This is a genomic window from Gemella haemolysans, assembly GCF_012273215.1.
Classification (GTDB): Bacteria; Bacillota; Bacilli; order Staphylococcales; family Gemellaceae; genus Gemella; species Gemella haemolysans_A.
The window spans coordinates 1,586,064-1,602,376 of the sequence record NZ_CP050965.1; the positions used below are offsets into that span (position 1 = coordinate 1,586,064).

The following is a 16,313-nucleotide window of genomic DNA, read 5'->3' on the forward strand; positions in this document are numbered from 1 at the left end:
TTCTATATTGAAAGTAACTGTTCCATCTGCTTTGTTTTTAGCTGTTCCTACTACTTTAGTTCCTTCTTTTACTACAGTGGATATTTATTTGTTAAAGGCATTCCAACAAAGACAATTTTATCATCACCTTTATAATAATGTATTTCATTTTTTGTTGGATATAATGGTGATTTTGCTGCTTCAACTTCATATTCGTTAAAATTTGGTCCTTTTAATAAACCTAACGCCTCATTCATAGTATAAGTTTTATCTGAATATTCATTGATAACATCTAGATAATCTTCTTTCGAAATAGTAAACAGTTCATCTCCATTAGATGATTTTGATTTTCTAACTCTGTCTTGAGTAATCCAAGCTAATAAATTAGTTTGTTCTTTTAATCTTGATAAATCATTGCCTGAAACTGCCACTTTATTTATTAATTTTTCTACTTCTGCTAAATCATGAACAACTTTTTATTCTTGTTTCTTTTCTTCTTTTGGAACATCTTTTTGTTCTGAGTTATTTTTTTCATTTTTTTCTTTATTGGCTTCTTTTGCTGCCCATCCTGTTATAACCAATGCACCTGCTGCAAGAACCATAAGTAATTTCTTGTTCATATCTAAGTTCTCCTTTATACAATAAAATAATACTTTCTATTGACTATTCTTGTTTCTTTGTCACCATTATACCACATTTTCTCTAAATAAAAAAATAACACTCAGTGTAACTTAATTTCTGAGTGTTATTATATAATTGTTTTTTAATACAACCTTATCTCATACCTTTATCGTATGGAATACCAAGTGCTTCTGGAGTAGAAGTTTTCTTAGAAAATACGATAAGTGCAATGATTGTAGCTACGAATGGGAACATGTTCCAGAATGATACTGGAATTGGTAAATCTGGTGCTAAGATAGAAACTTTCTCAGCGAATACTTTAGTTCCTCCGAAGAATAACGAAGCTAATGTGATTGTAATTGGGTTATATTTACCGAAGATTAATGCTGCTAATGCTAAGTATCCGAATCCGTATACCGTGATTGCTGCATTGAAACCTTGAGAGAATGTAGTTGCAATTATAGCTCCAGCTAATCCTGCTAGACATCCTGAAATAAATACCCCAATGTAACGATATTTAAATACGTTTAATCCAAGTGAATCACTCGCTTGTGGGTTTTCCCCTACAGAACGTAAACGTAATCCGAATGGACGTTTATATATTACATAGTATGTTACAATTACTAAAATTACAGCTATAAATACCGTTGGATAAATAGTAAATTTACCAAATACTGTGTATCTTGGGAAACCACTTGCTAATAATAATTCATATGTACCATTAAAGTGGTTAACTAAGAATAATGCTATAGCTGGTGTAATTAAGTTAATCGCCGTACCTGAAATAACTTGGTCAGCTTTTAAGTTAATACTGATATATGCGTGAATTAATGACATTAATCCACCTGCAAGTGTTGCAACAACTAAACAAATTACTAATTGGAGTAATGTTGGAGATCCATCAAACACTGACAATGCTAATAGCGATGCTATGAATGATCCAAAGATTACGAAACCATCAAGGGCAATGTTAACAACCCCACTTTTTTCTGAATAGAAACCACCGATGGCAGCTATAAGAATTGGTGCAGTATATTGTAACATTGAGTCTAATAGTGATAATACTGTATCCATCTATTTATCTCCTTTCTGTTTCTTACTACTAAATAATTTATCAAGCAACTTGTTATCAAAGATAGCTTTAGCTGCAACGAATAATACGATTAATCCGATTAAAATATTCGCGATATCTTTTGGAATACCGATGAATGATAATTGTGGAGTTAATACTCCTAAGAATCCGAATAATAATGCTCCTAATAATGATCCAACAGCTGTGTTAGCTCCGATTAATGCAACCGCGATTCCCATATATCCAAATCCTTGGAATGTTGAACCTGCAACTACTTGTCCTACAGGTCCCATATTGTAAAGAGCACCACCTAAACCAGCGAAAGCTCCTGAAATAGCCATAGATAACACAGTGTTTCTATTTACTTTCATACCTACGAATTTTGATGCACTCGGATTAAATCCTACAGAACGTAATTCATAACCGAATACTGTTTTTTCCATAACGATATAGAAAATAATAACACTAAAAATAGCTAAGAATAAATCAGTTCCTAAACGATAGTTGTTGAAAATACCTTCAACTAAACTATTTTGTAAATATCCTGTTCCATCAGCTGAAACGATAGGTTTAGAAATAATATCGTTAGTTCCTTTAATATATTTAGGTACAGCAAATTGTACGAAATATAAAGCTGTATAGTTTAACATAATTGTTACAACTACTTCACTAATATTAAATCTAGCTTTTAAGTAACCTGCAATAGCTGCCCAAAGACCACCTACTACAACACCAACTAGAATACTAGTAATTAATACTAAATAGAAGTTCATACCTTCCATTTTAATCGCAACAAGTCCAGCGAAAAGACCACCCATAATGAATTGACCTTCTGCCCCAATGTTGAATAAACCTGTTCTAAATGCAAATGCAACAGATAATCCAGTACAAATAAGCGGAATTGTTGATACAAAAATTTCAGCTATACTGTTTGAGTCTGAAAAAATATCTCCAATTACTCCAAACACATCTCCTGGTGCTGCCCCTATCGCTGAAATAAGAATTGCTCCAATAATAAATGAAGCTAATATCGGTAGCACCGCATTAGTTAAAACTTTCTTTAACATACGTTCTCCTCTCTACTTCTTAACCCCTGCCATAAGCAGACCAAGTTGTTCTTTTGTTACATTTTCATCATTATCCACTACATCGATAATGTTACCATTGTGAATAACCGCGATTCTATCAGATAATGTTAAGATTTCATCTAAGTCAAATGAAATTAATAATACACCATTACCTTTATCACGATAATTAATTAACATTTTATGAATACCGTTAATAGCTCCAACATCAAGACCACGCGTAGGTTGAGTTGTTACTAGTAATTTTGGATCTAATTCTAAAGCACGTCCAATAATAAGTTTTTGTTGGTTACCACCACTCATACTACGTGCAGAAATTTTTTCATCTCCAGCTTTACGAACATCATATTTTTCACAAATTTCTTTAGCAAATTTTGAAATAATATTCTTTTTTAAGAATCCACGTTTAGCAAATTTTTCTGTATAATAATTTTCTAAAACTGCGTTTTCTTCAACACTGAAATCTAATACAAGACCATCTTTATGTCTATCTTCAGCAATAATTTCAAGTCCAAGCTCTTTACGTTTTGCTGTTGATAATGAATTAATCTCTTTTCCGTCAAAAATAATTTTTCCTTTTGTTTCTTTAAGTAAAGCATTTAGTACTTCTACAAATTGTTGTTGACCATTTCCGTCAACCCCCGCAATACCAAGGATTTCACGTTCACGTACATTTAAGTTGAAGTCATGTAGAATATCTTTCTTCTCAGCAGTGTCAGCATAAACACCTGAAACTTCAAGAATATTTTTCTTACCATCTCTTGAACGCTCATATTTAATTATTTCTAAGTCTTTACCAATCATAAGACTAGCTAGTTTTTCTTTTGTTGTTTCTGCTATTTCAACTGTTCCGTAGTATTCACCACGACGAATAATACTACAACGATTTGCAACGGCCATAATTTCATTAAGTTTGTGAGTAATTAATAAAATAGTTTTTCCTTCCGCTTGAAGATTTTTAAGAATAGCTAAGAATTCTTTAATCTCAGCAGGAGTTAAAACTGCAGTAGGTTCATCAAAAATTAAAATGTTAGCATCTCTATATAACATTTTTAAAATTTCAACCCTTTGTTGCATCCCAACACTAATATCTCCAACTAATGCTTTAGGATCAACTTCTAAACCATATTTTTTAGATAAATCTTTAATTTTCACTGCTGCACTATCTAAATCAATTTTTCCACCTTTAACTTCTTCCATACCTAAAATAATATTTTCAGCAACTGTGAAGTTTTTAATAAGTTTAAAGTGCTGATGCACCATCCCTATCCCAAGTTGGTTAGCATGCTTAGGATCTTTAATATCAACTTCTTTACCATTCAATTTAATAACACCGGCTTCTTGATGGTACATACCAAAAAGAACCGACATCAACGTAGATTTCCCTGCACCATTTTCACCAAGTAAAGCATGAATTTCATTGTTCTTTACCTGAATAGTGATATCTTTATTTGCGTAGAAGTCGCCAAACTTTTTAGTTATGTTTAGCATTTCTATAGCGTACATATCTTTACCTCTCTTTTATAAATTCTTACATACTATATATTATAATATATTTTGACAAACTAGTATAGCTTTTTAATAGATTTTTTTCATATATTTACCATAATTTCAGTTATTATAAAATTATTAATTACCAAGGTGTATTCGTTTTATAATTTTATAATATACTACTAGTTTTATAACTTTTATAATTTTAATTATAATATAAATTTTTTAATACTATTTAAGAAATATAAAAATAATTTGCTAAAAAAAGACCTAGCAATCGCTAGGTCTTTTAATATAAACTTCTTAAAATTAAAGTTCTCCGTCGATATTAGCTTTATCAGCTACACCAGCAGCATCAGCTGCAACAGTTGATTTACCTGATTTTAGATCTTCTACAACTGTTTTAATTTTAGCTTTGATATCATCGCTTAAGTTAGGGTTTTCTGCTGGAAGTCCAACACCATCTTCTTTAATAGTGAAGACTCTAGCTTTTCCACCTTCAAATTTTCCAGCTTTGATAGCGTCTAAGATGTTAGATACTGCAACGTCGATACGTTTAACAGCTGAAGTTAAGATAACTGATTTTTCAACATCTTTTCCGTCTTTATCTTTAGCTTTGAATACACCTTCAGAATATTGGTCTTTATCTACACCAACGATCCAGTGTTTAACTTCTCCGCTTTCTTTAAGATCCTTAGTTGCTCTTTCTTGAGCCTCTTTGATAGATCCACTTCCAGTACCACCAGCTGCTACGAAGATAACGTCAGCTCCAGCATCAAACATAGTTGCTGCTAAAGTTTTACCTTTGTTAGTGTCGTTGAATGAACCACTGTAGTTGTATACAACTTTGATATCTTTTTTAGCTGCTTTAGCACCTTGAACGAATCCAACACCAAATTTAACTACTGCTGGGATTTTAGCTCCACCAATGTATCCAACTTTACCAGTTTTTGATTGTAAAGCTGCTGCATATCCTGCTAAGTATCCTGCTTCGTGCTCTGAGAATGTAACTGATTCTACGTTTTTGTTTTGAACTACACCATCAATGAAGATGAATTTTTTATCTGCAAATGAATCTGCAACTTTTGGTAATTCTTTTTCAAAGTAGAAACCAGCTAATGAAATTACGTCAGAAGCTTTTGCTGCGTTTTGTAAGTTTGCTGCAATATCACTTTGGTTTTTAGTTTCGATTGGGTTTAGTGCTTTTCCACCATTTTTTTCAGCCCAAGCTTTTACTGTCTCAACGTTACTTTGGTTGAAACTTTTATCTTTTGCTCCACCTTCGTCAGTTACAACACCGATTTTTAATCCAGAGTTGTTAGAAGATGAATTTCCGTTAGATGATTTAGAAGAACATCCAACAATAATTAATGCTGCTGATAAAACAACTGTTATTAACGAAAATACCTTTTTCATAAATAAAAAGTCTCCTTTATTTGTATATTGTTTATATCTAAATAATACCACATTATCTTTGAAACTTCAATAATTTATTAAAAAAATATTAACATTTTTTCATAATGTTCGTTTTCTAACTATAAAAACCTATAAAAGTAGTGTTTACAGGAGTTATTATATCTATTCTTCTATATTCATATAAGATTATTTTAGAATAATAAAGTATTTCCAAAACATTAAGAACGTTTACATTTTATACAGATTTTACATTTTATAATATTATTACACATTAATTATATTCCTCGGATAAACACTTTATTTTATTGAACTAATTACATTTTTTATTTTACGAACTTTAAAATATCACACTCTAATCATTAGATAATAATGTATACTAATACTTATTCTTAAGATAAAACAATTTATATAAAACTACAGATTTTGATAAATATTTAAAATCAACATTAGCAAAAATAGATTATATTCAGCTATTATCCTATTTCCTCTAGATGCGATAATTTTACATGCTTTACTTTAATAAATTATCACATATTAGATATTTCCTATATCTTATTTAGAAAAAATAGGAGTGTCCGAAATCAAAATCTCTTAGAAATTTCGCTTCAAACAGCTCCTATATTCTTTAATTATAGTTCACCTTCTATATTAGTAACTGAACCTTTTGCTTTTAATTCATCTCCAGTAGCTACTACTTCGACTTTACCTGATTTTAGTTCTTCAATAGCACTAGCAACTTTTGTTTTAACTTCATCACTTAAGTTAGGATTTTCTTTTGGAATTCCTACACCATTTTCTTTAATACCAAAGATATGTTCACCTTTTGTAAATTTACCTTCTTTGATTTCATTTAATATTTTAGTGACTGCTACTTCAATATTTTTTACAGCTGATGTTAGGACTGCAGATTTTTGGTATTCTTTTCCGTCTTTATCTTTCCCTTTAAAAATACCTTCTTCATATTGATCTTTATCTACACCAACAACCCAGTGTTTAATCTCTCCGCTCTTAGACATATCGATAATACCACGTTCTTTAGCTTCTGATATTACACCATTACCAGTATTACCTGCAGCAACAAAAATTACATCTGCTCCTGAGTCATACATAGTAGCCGCTAATGTTTTCCCTTTATTTGTATCTGAAAAAGTTCCACTGTAATTGTACATTACTTTAATATCACTTTTAGCTGCTTTAGCACCTTGTACAAATCCAATACCAAATCTTTCTACTGGTGGAATTTTAGTTCCTCCAATATATCCAACTTTTCCTGTTTTAGATTGTAAAGCTGCAATATATCCAGCTAAATAACCAGCTTCTTGTTCTTTAAAGATTAATGAAGCAATATTAGGCGCATCAACAAAAGTATCAACATACATGAATTTTTTATCTTTATATTGTTCCGCTACTTTTGGAATTTCTTTTTCAAATTCATAACCAGCTAAAGAAATAATATCAGACACTTTCGCCGCATTTTGTAAATTAGAAGTTAAATCTGATTGAGTTTTTGTTTCTAAAACAACTGGCTCTTTTGCACCATTAGCTTTCGTCCATGCTTGAATTGCCTCTACGTTAGCTTGGTTAAAACTCTTATCTTTTGCTCCACCTTCACCAGTTACGACACCAATTTTATATCCACTCTTATCGCCAGATTTAGTGTCGTTCTTAGCATTTTTTGAAGAACAACCAACAACTATTAATGATAATGCAACTAAAATTGCAAATATAGTACGTAATTTTTTCATAATATCCTCCTTAAAAATTTATGTACTAAGACCATAATACTACTTTTTTGAATCGTTTGCAAGATATTTTTTAAGATTTTAAAAAATATAAATAACATAAAATATACTTCTAAAAAAAATACTATGATTCCTAATGATTTAGTACTTTCTATTTTTCAATTAGACTAGAATACTAATTTTATTATATATAATCTATATAATTCATCCTATCAACTATTACTTTGTTTTGAAATTAATCTCTAAAATTGTAAACGTTAATAATAAATAGGTTAGAAATTATATATTTTCTGAATGTTTTATGCTATAATATTTTTGATAAAGCATTTTCAGGAGGATTTGTATTATGACATATTATGAAAATATTGTAGAAACTGCAAACTACATAAAGAAATATTTTGGGGAACCTATTGACTATGCAGTAGTTTTAGGAAGTGGTATTACACTTGAACTTGAAGATCAACAAGAACTTGGTTATGAGGCTATTCCACTTTTCCCAGGAAATAAACACGCTAATCGAGTTAAAGGTCATGCTAACAAACTAACTTTTGGTAAAATCTCTGGTAAAAACGTTCTAGTATTAAACGGTCGCCTTCACTTCTATGAAGGATATAGCATGAAAGATGTTGCTTTTATGACATATGTTGTTAAATTTTTAGGAGTAAAAGGATTATTCATCACTAACGCATGTGGTGCTATTAATACTAACTTCAGTGAAGGTGATATTGTATGTCTTGACGACTTTATTTCACTAGTGAGTAAAAACCCTCTAATGGGAGAAAACGATCCCCGTCTAGGTGAAAGATTCGTTGATATGACTACACCATTCAACCCATATCTAGTAGAAAACTTACACAATTCTGCTAAAAAACTAGATATTACTTTACACACAGGTGTTTATGGCTTCTTCCAAGGTCCTTACTTTGAAACACGTGCTGAAATTCGTGCATTCAAAACAATGGGATGCGATCTTGTAGGTATGTCTACAGTTCCAGAAGTAATCGCTGCAAACCACGCATCACTTCCAGTTGCTGTTTTAGCTTGTGCTACTAATATGGCAACAGGTATACAAGAGAAAAAACACGACCATGAGCATGTATTAAAAACTGCACAAAAAATTAGTATAAACCTGAAAAATCTTTTAATAGAAACATTAGAAAACTTAAAATAGAAGGAGTAAAATTATGGAGAAAACTATTTTCGAAAAAATTATCGATGGAGAAATCCCAAGTTACAAAGTATATGAAGATGAACATGTATACAGCTTTTTAGATGTATTTCCTATAACAAAAGGACATACATTAGTAATACCTAAAAAACATAGTAGAAATATCTTCGACTGCGATCCAGAAACAGCCGCTAATATCGGACGAGTTCTTCCAAAAATCGCTAATGCTGTGAAAGATGCATATGGGTGCGATGGTGTTAATATCTTCCAAAACAATGAAGAATATGCAGGACAAAGTGTATTCCACCTACACTTCCACATTGTACCAAGATACAAAGACAAAGATACAAACTTCGATAACTTAGAAGTTAAATGGCCACCACAAAAAGTTGAACCAGCAGAATTCGAAGAAATTAGAAAAGCTATAGCTGACAGACTATAATAACAAGAAAAACTAGGTGATTTGTGTGTAACCAAAAAATTAGATCAAAGTGTCTAACTTTTTTAGCGGTGAGCACTGGTGAATTTATCTAGTTTTTTTTATTCTTTACATAAAAAATACGAGACTGAGATAAATTCTCAGTTCTCGTATTTTTATATTATTTTCTTCCTTCTTTTGATGCAAATAAAGAAACGATTGAGTCTAAAGTAGTTTTTGGTTTTTCTTCAACAAATTCTTCTGCCTCTTCTTTTAACTCTTCTGCTTTTTCAATTACAGGAGCTACTGTTTCGTGAATTTGTTCAAATGTAGGTTCTACTTTTTCTTCATAGTGAGTTTCTGCTGTTTCTTTAGCTTCTTCTGCGAACCCTTCTACTTTCGTAAAAGTAGGCTCAGTAACGTGTGAAAAATATTCTTTCACTTCTTCAACCGCATCTTGTGTTTTTTCTACAACAGGTTCTGTTACTTCTTGTGTTGCTTCTACTACTGGTTCTGCTACTTCTTGTGCTTTTTCCACTACTAGTTCTGCTACTTCTTGTGCTTTTTCCACTACAGGCTCTGCTACTTCTTTTACTTCTTCTACTTTCTCAGTAGTTTCTGCTACTACATCTTCTTTTACTTCTTCTGCTTTAGCACCTAGTTGAACAAAGTTTTCTTCCACTTTTTCATCTTCTTCAGTTGCTGTTAGTTCTTCTAATTTTTCTTTAGCAACATCTTTTTCTTCTTGTGCTTGAGCTTCTAATTCTTGAGTTTTTTCGTTAATAATAGCAGTTAATTTCTCAATACCATTTTTAGTATTTTCTTTTAGTAATTCTTTGTGTTTTTCTAACTCTTTCGGATTTTTATAATAATAAGCTCCTAATGCACTCACTGCTCCTAATAAAGCACCCTTAAAAATTTTACCCATGTTTGAATTCCTCCTAATTTCTTATCAGTATTGATTTTATCAAAAAAATCAAATAATGTAAAGAATTTAAAGGTTTTTATTTTTATAGATTATTTTTTGTTCTGTTTGTTTTGAAAAATAATAGAAGCAATAATCAATTATTAGAATATTGCTTCTTATTGCTAATTATTTTTATTTTAAGTGTTTAACCCTTGCTACGATTTCTTTATGACGGCCTTTAATCATAGGTCTAGCTTGCGGATTACCTAAATAACCACATGTTCTTTTAACAACATCACAGCTTTTCGGATCTCTATTACCACATTCAGGGCATTTGAATCCTTTTTTAGTTGGTTCAAATTCTCCCTCATACCCGCATTTATAACAACGATCAATAGGTGTATTTGTTCCAAGATATCCCACTTTGTCATATGCAAAATCCCAAACCGCTTCTAGTGCCTTAGGATTTTGTTTAAGCACTGGATATTCACAGTAATGGATAAATCCACCGCTAGCGTAATAAGGATAATCTTTTTCAAAATCTAGTTTCTCAAAAGGCGTTGGATTCTTTCTAACATCGTAGTGATATGAATTAGTATAATATTCTTTATCTGTTATATTCTCTACAATACCGAACTTTTCAGTATCCATACGACAGAATCTATCGGTTAGAGACTCACTAGGTGTTGAATAAATACTATACCAATAATCACCTTCTTCAGTCCACTTATCAACGCATTCTTTCATATAACGCATAATGTCTAATGTAAATTCCTTCGCTTCAGGATTTTTCTCCCAGTCACCACCATAAAATACACTCGCAACCTCATATAATCCAATATAACCTAGTGATAATGTAGAACGTTTATTATCAAAAAGTTGTTTCACCCTATCCTCAGGTTTTAGACGTTTTCCAAATGCTCCGTGCATATAAAGAATTGGTGCATTTTGAGGTTTTGCTTCACCACAACGTTTCGCTCTATAATCTAGTGCATCTTTACAAATAGCTAATCTTTCTTTAAAGATTTCCCAAAATTCATCTTTACTACCCTTAGATTCTAGTGCTATTCTAGGAAGATTTAAAGTTACTACACCAAGATTCATACGACCACTTTCCACAAGCTCGCCTTGTTCATTTCTCCACGCAGGTAAAAATGATCTACATCCCATAGGAGTTTTACAGCTTCCTGTTATCTTCGTAATTGTATCATACATCAAAACATCTGGATACATTCTTTGAGTTGCACATGATAATGCTAGTTCTTTTACATCGTAGTTCGGATCCGTTGGTTTTAAATTTAATCCATCTTTAATAACAAAAATCAACTTAGGAAAAATTGCAGTTCTTTTTTCTTTTCCTAAACCATCAATTCTAACTTGTAAAATTGCTTTTTGTATTTCTTTTTCAAAATACCCCTCACCTAGACCAAAACCTAAAGAAGTGAATGGTGTTTGCCCTTGAGATGAATATAAAGTGTTTATTTCATATTCTAAAGACTGCATCGCATCAAAAATATCTTTTTTTGTTTTTTTATCTGCAAAAGCTTTTTGTTTTTCCTCATCATCTATCCACTCTTGTGCCATTTTTAAATTCTTCTCATAATTTAACTTAGCAAAAGGAGCAAGCACCTCATCTATTCTATCAGCACTACATCCACCATATTGACTTGATGCAACATTAGCTATTATTTGAGCCATTTGAGCTGTTGCTGTTTGAATACTCTTCGGACTATCTACGTCTGCATTTCCTATTTTGAATCCTTTTGTTAACATTTCTTTGAAATCAATTAAACAGCAGTTTGTTAAAGGTTGATACGGAGAATAATCTAAATCATGATAGTGAATATCTCCTTTTTGATGAGCGTTAGCTACATGTTTCGGTAACATTTTAAGACCTATAGCTTTAGCCACAATACCACTTGTTAGGTCTCTATGAGTATTAAATACTAAACTGTCTTTATTGGCATTCTCATTAACTACATTTTCATCACGATTAACTAGTTTTTCAATAGCTACATTAATATCAAGACTACGTTCACGTTCAATATCCCTCATACTTCTATAGCTAACATACTCTTCATAAATTGCTTCTTCTCCCAAAGTAAGTAGCGTATGTTCAACAATATTTTGAAGTTCATAAATTTTAATATTATCTTTAAATCTGTTCCCTATTTCAATAATGACATTATCAACAATTCCATCAATATTAACGCTATGATTTTTTCCAAATACAGAATGAATCGCTTTTTCTATCGCTTTATAAATTTTTTCAGCATCAAATTTAACTATTCTACCATCTCTTTTTATAACTAATAGATTATTCATTAAACTATCCACCTTCGCTTGTGTGTATGAATATAAATTATTATTACGCATGTTATCCCTCATTCCTATATAATCTTAATTTAATAAAAACGTTATAATACTATCTTATCTCAAAATATTTCCTCTGTCTACGATAAATATTTCCCGGAAATCTAGAAATCCTATAGCGTAGCCTTTGAGGTCAATTGTGAATTTTTATAGCCTTACTGTTTTTAAAAAGATATCTTGAAAATCCTATAGTATCAGCAATTATCATGGTTTACATAAGCTTCTGTATTATTTTCTTTTTATTTTTATTTATAATACAGATTCTTTATCCCCAACATAATAATAATTAAAAATGACACTTAAAAAGTTCACCTATAACCAAAAAAATTATTATTTTATTACTTAAACTATGTTTTAATAATGTAATTTATGATAAAATTGTATTAAAGAATAAAGTGAGAAAAGACATATGAAAAAAACACAAATAGAGAAACTAACAGATCAATTATTTTCTATGGAAAATGACAACTCATTATTAATAAACGAACTAGAGCCTTATGTTGAATTATTTATGCACTATGAATGTGCTATGCTTGAGATTGAAACAAAACTTAATGTATTTGATAAAGAATTCTCTCTACATGGAGAAAGTAATCCTATCGAATCAGTCTCTACTAGATTAAAAACACCAATCAGTTTAATGAATAAACTAAAAAGGTTAAATTTGCCCTTTGACATAGACACAATAAAAGACAATATTTATGATGTTGCTGGTGTCCGTGTTATATGTTCATTTAAAAACGATGTATATAAACTTGTAGATGCCTTGAAACAACAGGACGATTTAACTGTAATAGCTGAAAAAGACTATATTAAAAATTATAAAGAAAATGGATATAGAAGCTACCACCTTATTGTAAAAGTACCTATCTTTTTATCAGATAAAGTCGAACATGTTGCTGTCGAAGTTCAATTTAGAACTATAGCTATGGATTTCTGGGCAAGTTTAGAACACAAACTTCGATACAAGAAAAATCTTAGTGAGGAAAAAGAGAAAGAAATTGAACGACGCCTACTACTTTGTGCTGAAATAAGTGCTAAACTAGACAATCAAATGCAAAAGGTTAAAGAAATTATAGAAGATGATTCACAATTTCTATAAGAATAAACCTCTAATATTAGGTAAAAATCCTATATTAGAGGTTTATTTTGTTCATATAACCTATTTTTCTAAACTATGTTTCATAGAATAACTAAAGTAAATCACTAAACCAATTAAAATCCAGCTACCGAATATTAACCATGTAGATAACTGTATACCATATAATAATATTACAAATAGTAGTATTGAGATAATTGGTAAATACGGCATCCCTGGCATAGTAAAACCACGTTTGGCATTAGGATATTGTTTCCTTATTATGATAGTTGAATAACTAACCAACGCAAATGCTATAATCCATGCTACATTAGCAAGGTCAGCTAGTTGACCTAGCGGTAAAAATCCTGTCAACACAGCCATTAAAATACCTGCACCTATTGTCGTTGAACCTGGTACATTATTCTTATTCAATTCACTTAGTTTTTTCGGTAATAATCCATCTCTACTCATAGTATATAATATTCTAATTGAAGCATACATAGTAGCTAATGGTCCTGCCAAAAGTCCTAATACAGCTCCTAAGGAAACTATTCCTGCAATTTTACCTTGCCCAACTACTTCCAATACATACGCAAGTGCATCTCCTTTTCCTAATTGTGAATATGGAACCATACCTGTTAAAATTAGACAAACAACAATATAAAAAGCTGTGCAGATTAGCAACGTTATTATAATAGATCTCGGTAATGATTTTTGTGGATTTATAGCTTCTTCTGCTGAAGTTGAAATAGTATCGAATCCAAGATAAGCGAAGAACACTGTTGTGGCTCCTATCATAACACCTGATAAACCTTGCGGAGCGAAGCTATCAGTCCAGTTATTAGGCTTCACATAAAAGACTCCCACCAGAACAAATAGAATAATTACTATAATTTTAATAGACACCATAAAATTATTAACTAGCTTACTGCTACTCGTCCCTCTAAATAGCACTAACATAATCAGTAAAACAACGACTATAGCCAAGATATTTCCATAGCCACCCTCAGAAGGCAAACTAGTAAATTCTCTAGGTATTTTGACTCCAAAGCCTTCTAATAAATTTTTAAAATAGCTGGACCAACCATTCGCAATTGCTGCCCCTGCGATTATATAACTTCCTCCAAGAAGCCACCCCATCAAGTGTGCTACTACTTCACCTAAGGTCATATAGCTATACGTATAAACGCTACCGCTTGATGGTATTGTCGATGATAGTTCCGCATAACATAAGGCAGTTAGACCACAGGCTAATCCCGCAATTAAAAACGAAAACACTACAGATGGACCAGCTTTAGAAGACGCTTCTCCTGTAAGAACAAGAATTCCTGAACCAATTACAGATCCTACTCCTAATAACACTAAGTCAAAAGTTCTCATAGTAGGCTTCAAAGTTTTTTTATCACTTCCATGAAGTATTGTTTCCAATGTTTTTTTTCTAAAAATCCTCATCAATCTCCCCTCCCATTATTCATTCAAATTACTTTTTCATCTCTTCTTTAAACTCATACTTCAATAAACTAAAAAGTAGGAATAACCTTTCCAATATTAAAGAAACTAGAACATCATAAACTTATAATTGTTCCATCACTAAATTACTTCACATAGCTCTCTAGAGAGTTAGTAATACTCTATTTTAGTATCAATAAACTATCCAAAACTATATTTACTAATATTATAATTATTTAACAACCCTAACCTCTCTTATAAACATCATTTAAAAGTTATTCCCACTTAAATTAATATTTAACTTATATTATCTTCTTATTTCTAATGTTTAATTAATAATAATTTTACCCTTTTTTATATTTTAAGAAATATATCCCGCTTCTTTTAGAATTTCTTTTGCATTTGGTTTTTTAGAAGAATTTACTAGAACTATTGGTCCTGTACATCCCATTCCACTTTCTGCATAGATACCATGTTTCCATAATAATTTAGTAGCATCTTCAAGATCCAATATGTCTACTCCTGATATTTGTGAAGTTACTACTTCTTTCTCAGGCACTTTCACTTCCTCAGTATTTGACCCTTCTTTTTTAACTTTTAATTTTGAAATTAGTTCCCCTAATTTGGCATTATTTGCTTTTTTGTATTCTAGTTTAGCTATTTCATTAACTTTACCTTTAGCTATCTCATAAGCATATTTCAATGCATTTGCTACGACTGGTGATCCTGATGCTCTTGATAGGATTAATATTCTTCTGTCATAATCTTCACCAACACCTGGACCATAACCATAGCCACTAGCCTCATAATCTCCACCTGTATTAAATGCTGAAAATACCTTCATAAACAAGTTTCCAGTCAATGAATCAACAACCATAACATCTGGTGTAGCCATTAGCAAATCATTCCCTCTCATTACTGACCCACCATCTGCTCTTTGTGATGTTGCAAATTCAAAATTGTACCCATTACCTTTAAGGTCTAATAATATTTTTTCAACTTGTCTTACACCTTCTACGTTTGCAATTCCTACTGTAGGATTTTCTATTCCTAGTGATTTAGCAGTTGCAATACCATACAGAGTATTTCTCACCATAGCTTCTACTCTATTAGTAGCAGAAGTACCTGTAGTTGTTGCAAGAAGCATTTCACGCCCTCTAGCAGGTGTAGTAACCCTACCTACTGTAGATACCCCAATAGGGAAGTTATAGTGCATTGTAACACAAGATGCTATTTCCCCTTTATCTAATAGGTCTTCCATAATTTTATGCGCTTCTTCTTCATCTCTTGCTTCATATGATTCGAAGTCCTTATGTCCTTCACCTATTAAAACTATATCGAATATAGGATTTTTAGCTAATATTGCACCTTGAACTAAATTTTCAAAGCCATGTTCACTACCTAAAGTTGTTAAACCAACTTTTAATTTTTTGCCAAAGTTTCCTGTTTCTATGGCATTAGCTACTTCTAGCAATACTTCTGATATAATTTTTTTACTCATAGTATCACCC

Annotated in this window: 14 protein-coding genes; 3 read left to right on the top strand and 11 right to left on the bottom strand. The window is 31.3% G+C overall.

What is annotated here, in order from left to right:
• Positions 1-71: 71 nt before the first annotated feature.
• From FOC48_RS07630 to FOC48_RS07660, 7 genes are all read right to left on the bottom strand, one after another.
• Complete coding sequence (locus tag FOC48_RS07630) at positions 72-410, bottom strand: hypothetical protein (protein ID WP_003147818.1); 339 nt, start codon at positions 408-410, stop codon at positions 72-74.
• A gap of 45 nt (positions 411-455) precedes the next feature.
• On the bottom strand, positions 456-599 hold the full coding sequence (locus tag FOC48_RS07635; RefSeq protein WP_003147816.1) for a hypothetical protein: 144 nt from the start codon (positions 597-599) through the stop codon (positions 456-458).
• 154 nt (positions 600-753) lie between these two features.
• Positions 754-1,674: an ABC transporter permease gene (locus FOC48_RS07640; protein WP_003147814.1), complete on the bottom strand. Its 921-nt coding sequence runs from the start codon at positions 1,672-1,674 to the stop codon at positions 754-756.
• Positions 1,675-2,739, bottom strand: a complete 1,065-nt coding sequence (locus FOC48_RS07645) for an ABC transporter permease (RefSeq protein WP_003147813.1) — start codon at positions 2,737-2,739, stop codon at positions 1,675-1,677.
• Positions 2,740-2,751: 12 nt separating this feature from the next.
• Entirely contained in the window at positions 2,752-4,263 is a 1,512-nt protein-coding gene (locus tag FOC48_RS07650; protein WP_003147812.1) for an ABC transporter ATP-binding protein, read from the bottom strand.
• A 294-nt stretch (positions 4,264-4,557) separates the two neighbouring features.
• On the bottom strand, positions 4,558-5,664 hold the full coding sequence (locus FOC48_RS07655) for a BMP family lipoprotein (RefSeq protein WP_003147810.1): 1,107 nt from the start codon (positions 5,662-5,664) through the stop codon (positions 4,558-4,560).
• Positions 5,665-6,293: 629 nt separating this feature from the next.
• A complete protein-coding gene (locus tag FOC48_RS07660) occupies positions 6,294-7,409 on the bottom strand; it encodes a BMP family lipoprotein (protein WP_003147809.1) in 1,116 nt (371 codons plus the stop codon).
• A gap of 343 nt (positions 7,410-7,752) precedes the next feature.
• On the opposite strand from FOC48_RS07660, the gene FOC48_RS07665 reads away from it, so the two are divergent.
• Positions 7,753-8,577 (top strand): purine-nucleoside phosphorylase, encoded by an 825-nt coding sequence (locus FOC48_RS07665; RefSeq protein WP_003147808.1) that lies wholly within the window; start codon positions 7,753-7,755, stop codon positions 8,575-8,577.
• A gap of 13 nt (positions 8,578-8,590) precedes the next feature.
• Positions 8,591-9,016, top strand: a complete 426-nt coding sequence (locus FOC48_RS07670) for an HIT family protein (protein ID WP_003147807.1) — start codon at positions 8,591-8,593, stop codon at positions 9,014-9,016.
• Positions 9,017-9,173: 157 nt separating this feature from the next.
• Here FOC48_RS07670 and FOC48_RS07675 read toward each other — a convergent pair whose 3' ends face one another.
• Together FOC48_RS07675 and nrdD are read right to left on the bottom strand one after the other, a co-directional pair.
• Positions 9,174-9,920 carry a hypothetical protein gene (locus tag FOC48_RS07675; protein WP_003147806.1) on the bottom strand — a complete coding sequence of 249 codons (747 nt, stop codon included), beginning with the start codon at positions 9,918-9,920 and terminating at the stop codon, positions 9,174-9,176.
• A gap of 171 nt (positions 9,921-10,091) precedes the next feature.
• Entirely contained in the window at positions 10,092-12,275 is a 2,184-nt protein-coding gene (gene nrdD, locus FOC48_RS07680) for an anaerobic ribonucleoside-triphosphate reductase (RefSeq protein ID WP_003147804.1), read from the bottom strand.
• A 406-nt stretch (positions 12,276-12,681) separates the two neighbouring features.
• Between nrdD and FOC48_RS07685 the strand changes: the two genes are divergently transcribed.
• Positions 12,682-13,374: a GTP pyrophosphokinase gene (locus FOC48_RS07685; protein ID WP_003147803.1), complete on the top strand. Its 693-nt coding sequence runs from the start codon at positions 12,682-12,684 to the stop codon at positions 13,372-13,374.
• Positions 13,375-13,434: 60 nt separating this feature from the next.
• On the opposite strand, the gene FOC48_RS07690 is transcribed toward FOC48_RS07685, so the two are convergent.
• Positions 13,435-14,805 carry an APC family permease gene (locus tag FOC48_RS07690; protein WP_003147802.1) on the bottom strand — a complete coding sequence of 457 codons (1,371 nt, stop codon included), beginning with the start codon at positions 14,803-14,805 and terminating at the stop codon, positions 13,435-13,437.
• A 358-nt stretch (positions 14,806-15,163) separates the two neighbouring features.
• The gene (gene grdD / locus FOC48_RS07695) at positions 15,164-16,303 is read right to left on the bottom strand and encodes a glycine/sarcosine/betaine reductase complex component C subunit alpha (protein ID WP_003147800.1); all 1,140 of its coding nucleotides are present in this window, start codon (positions 16,301-16,303) and stop codon (positions 15,164-15,166) included.
• Positions 16,304-16,313: the final 10 nt, after the last annotated feature.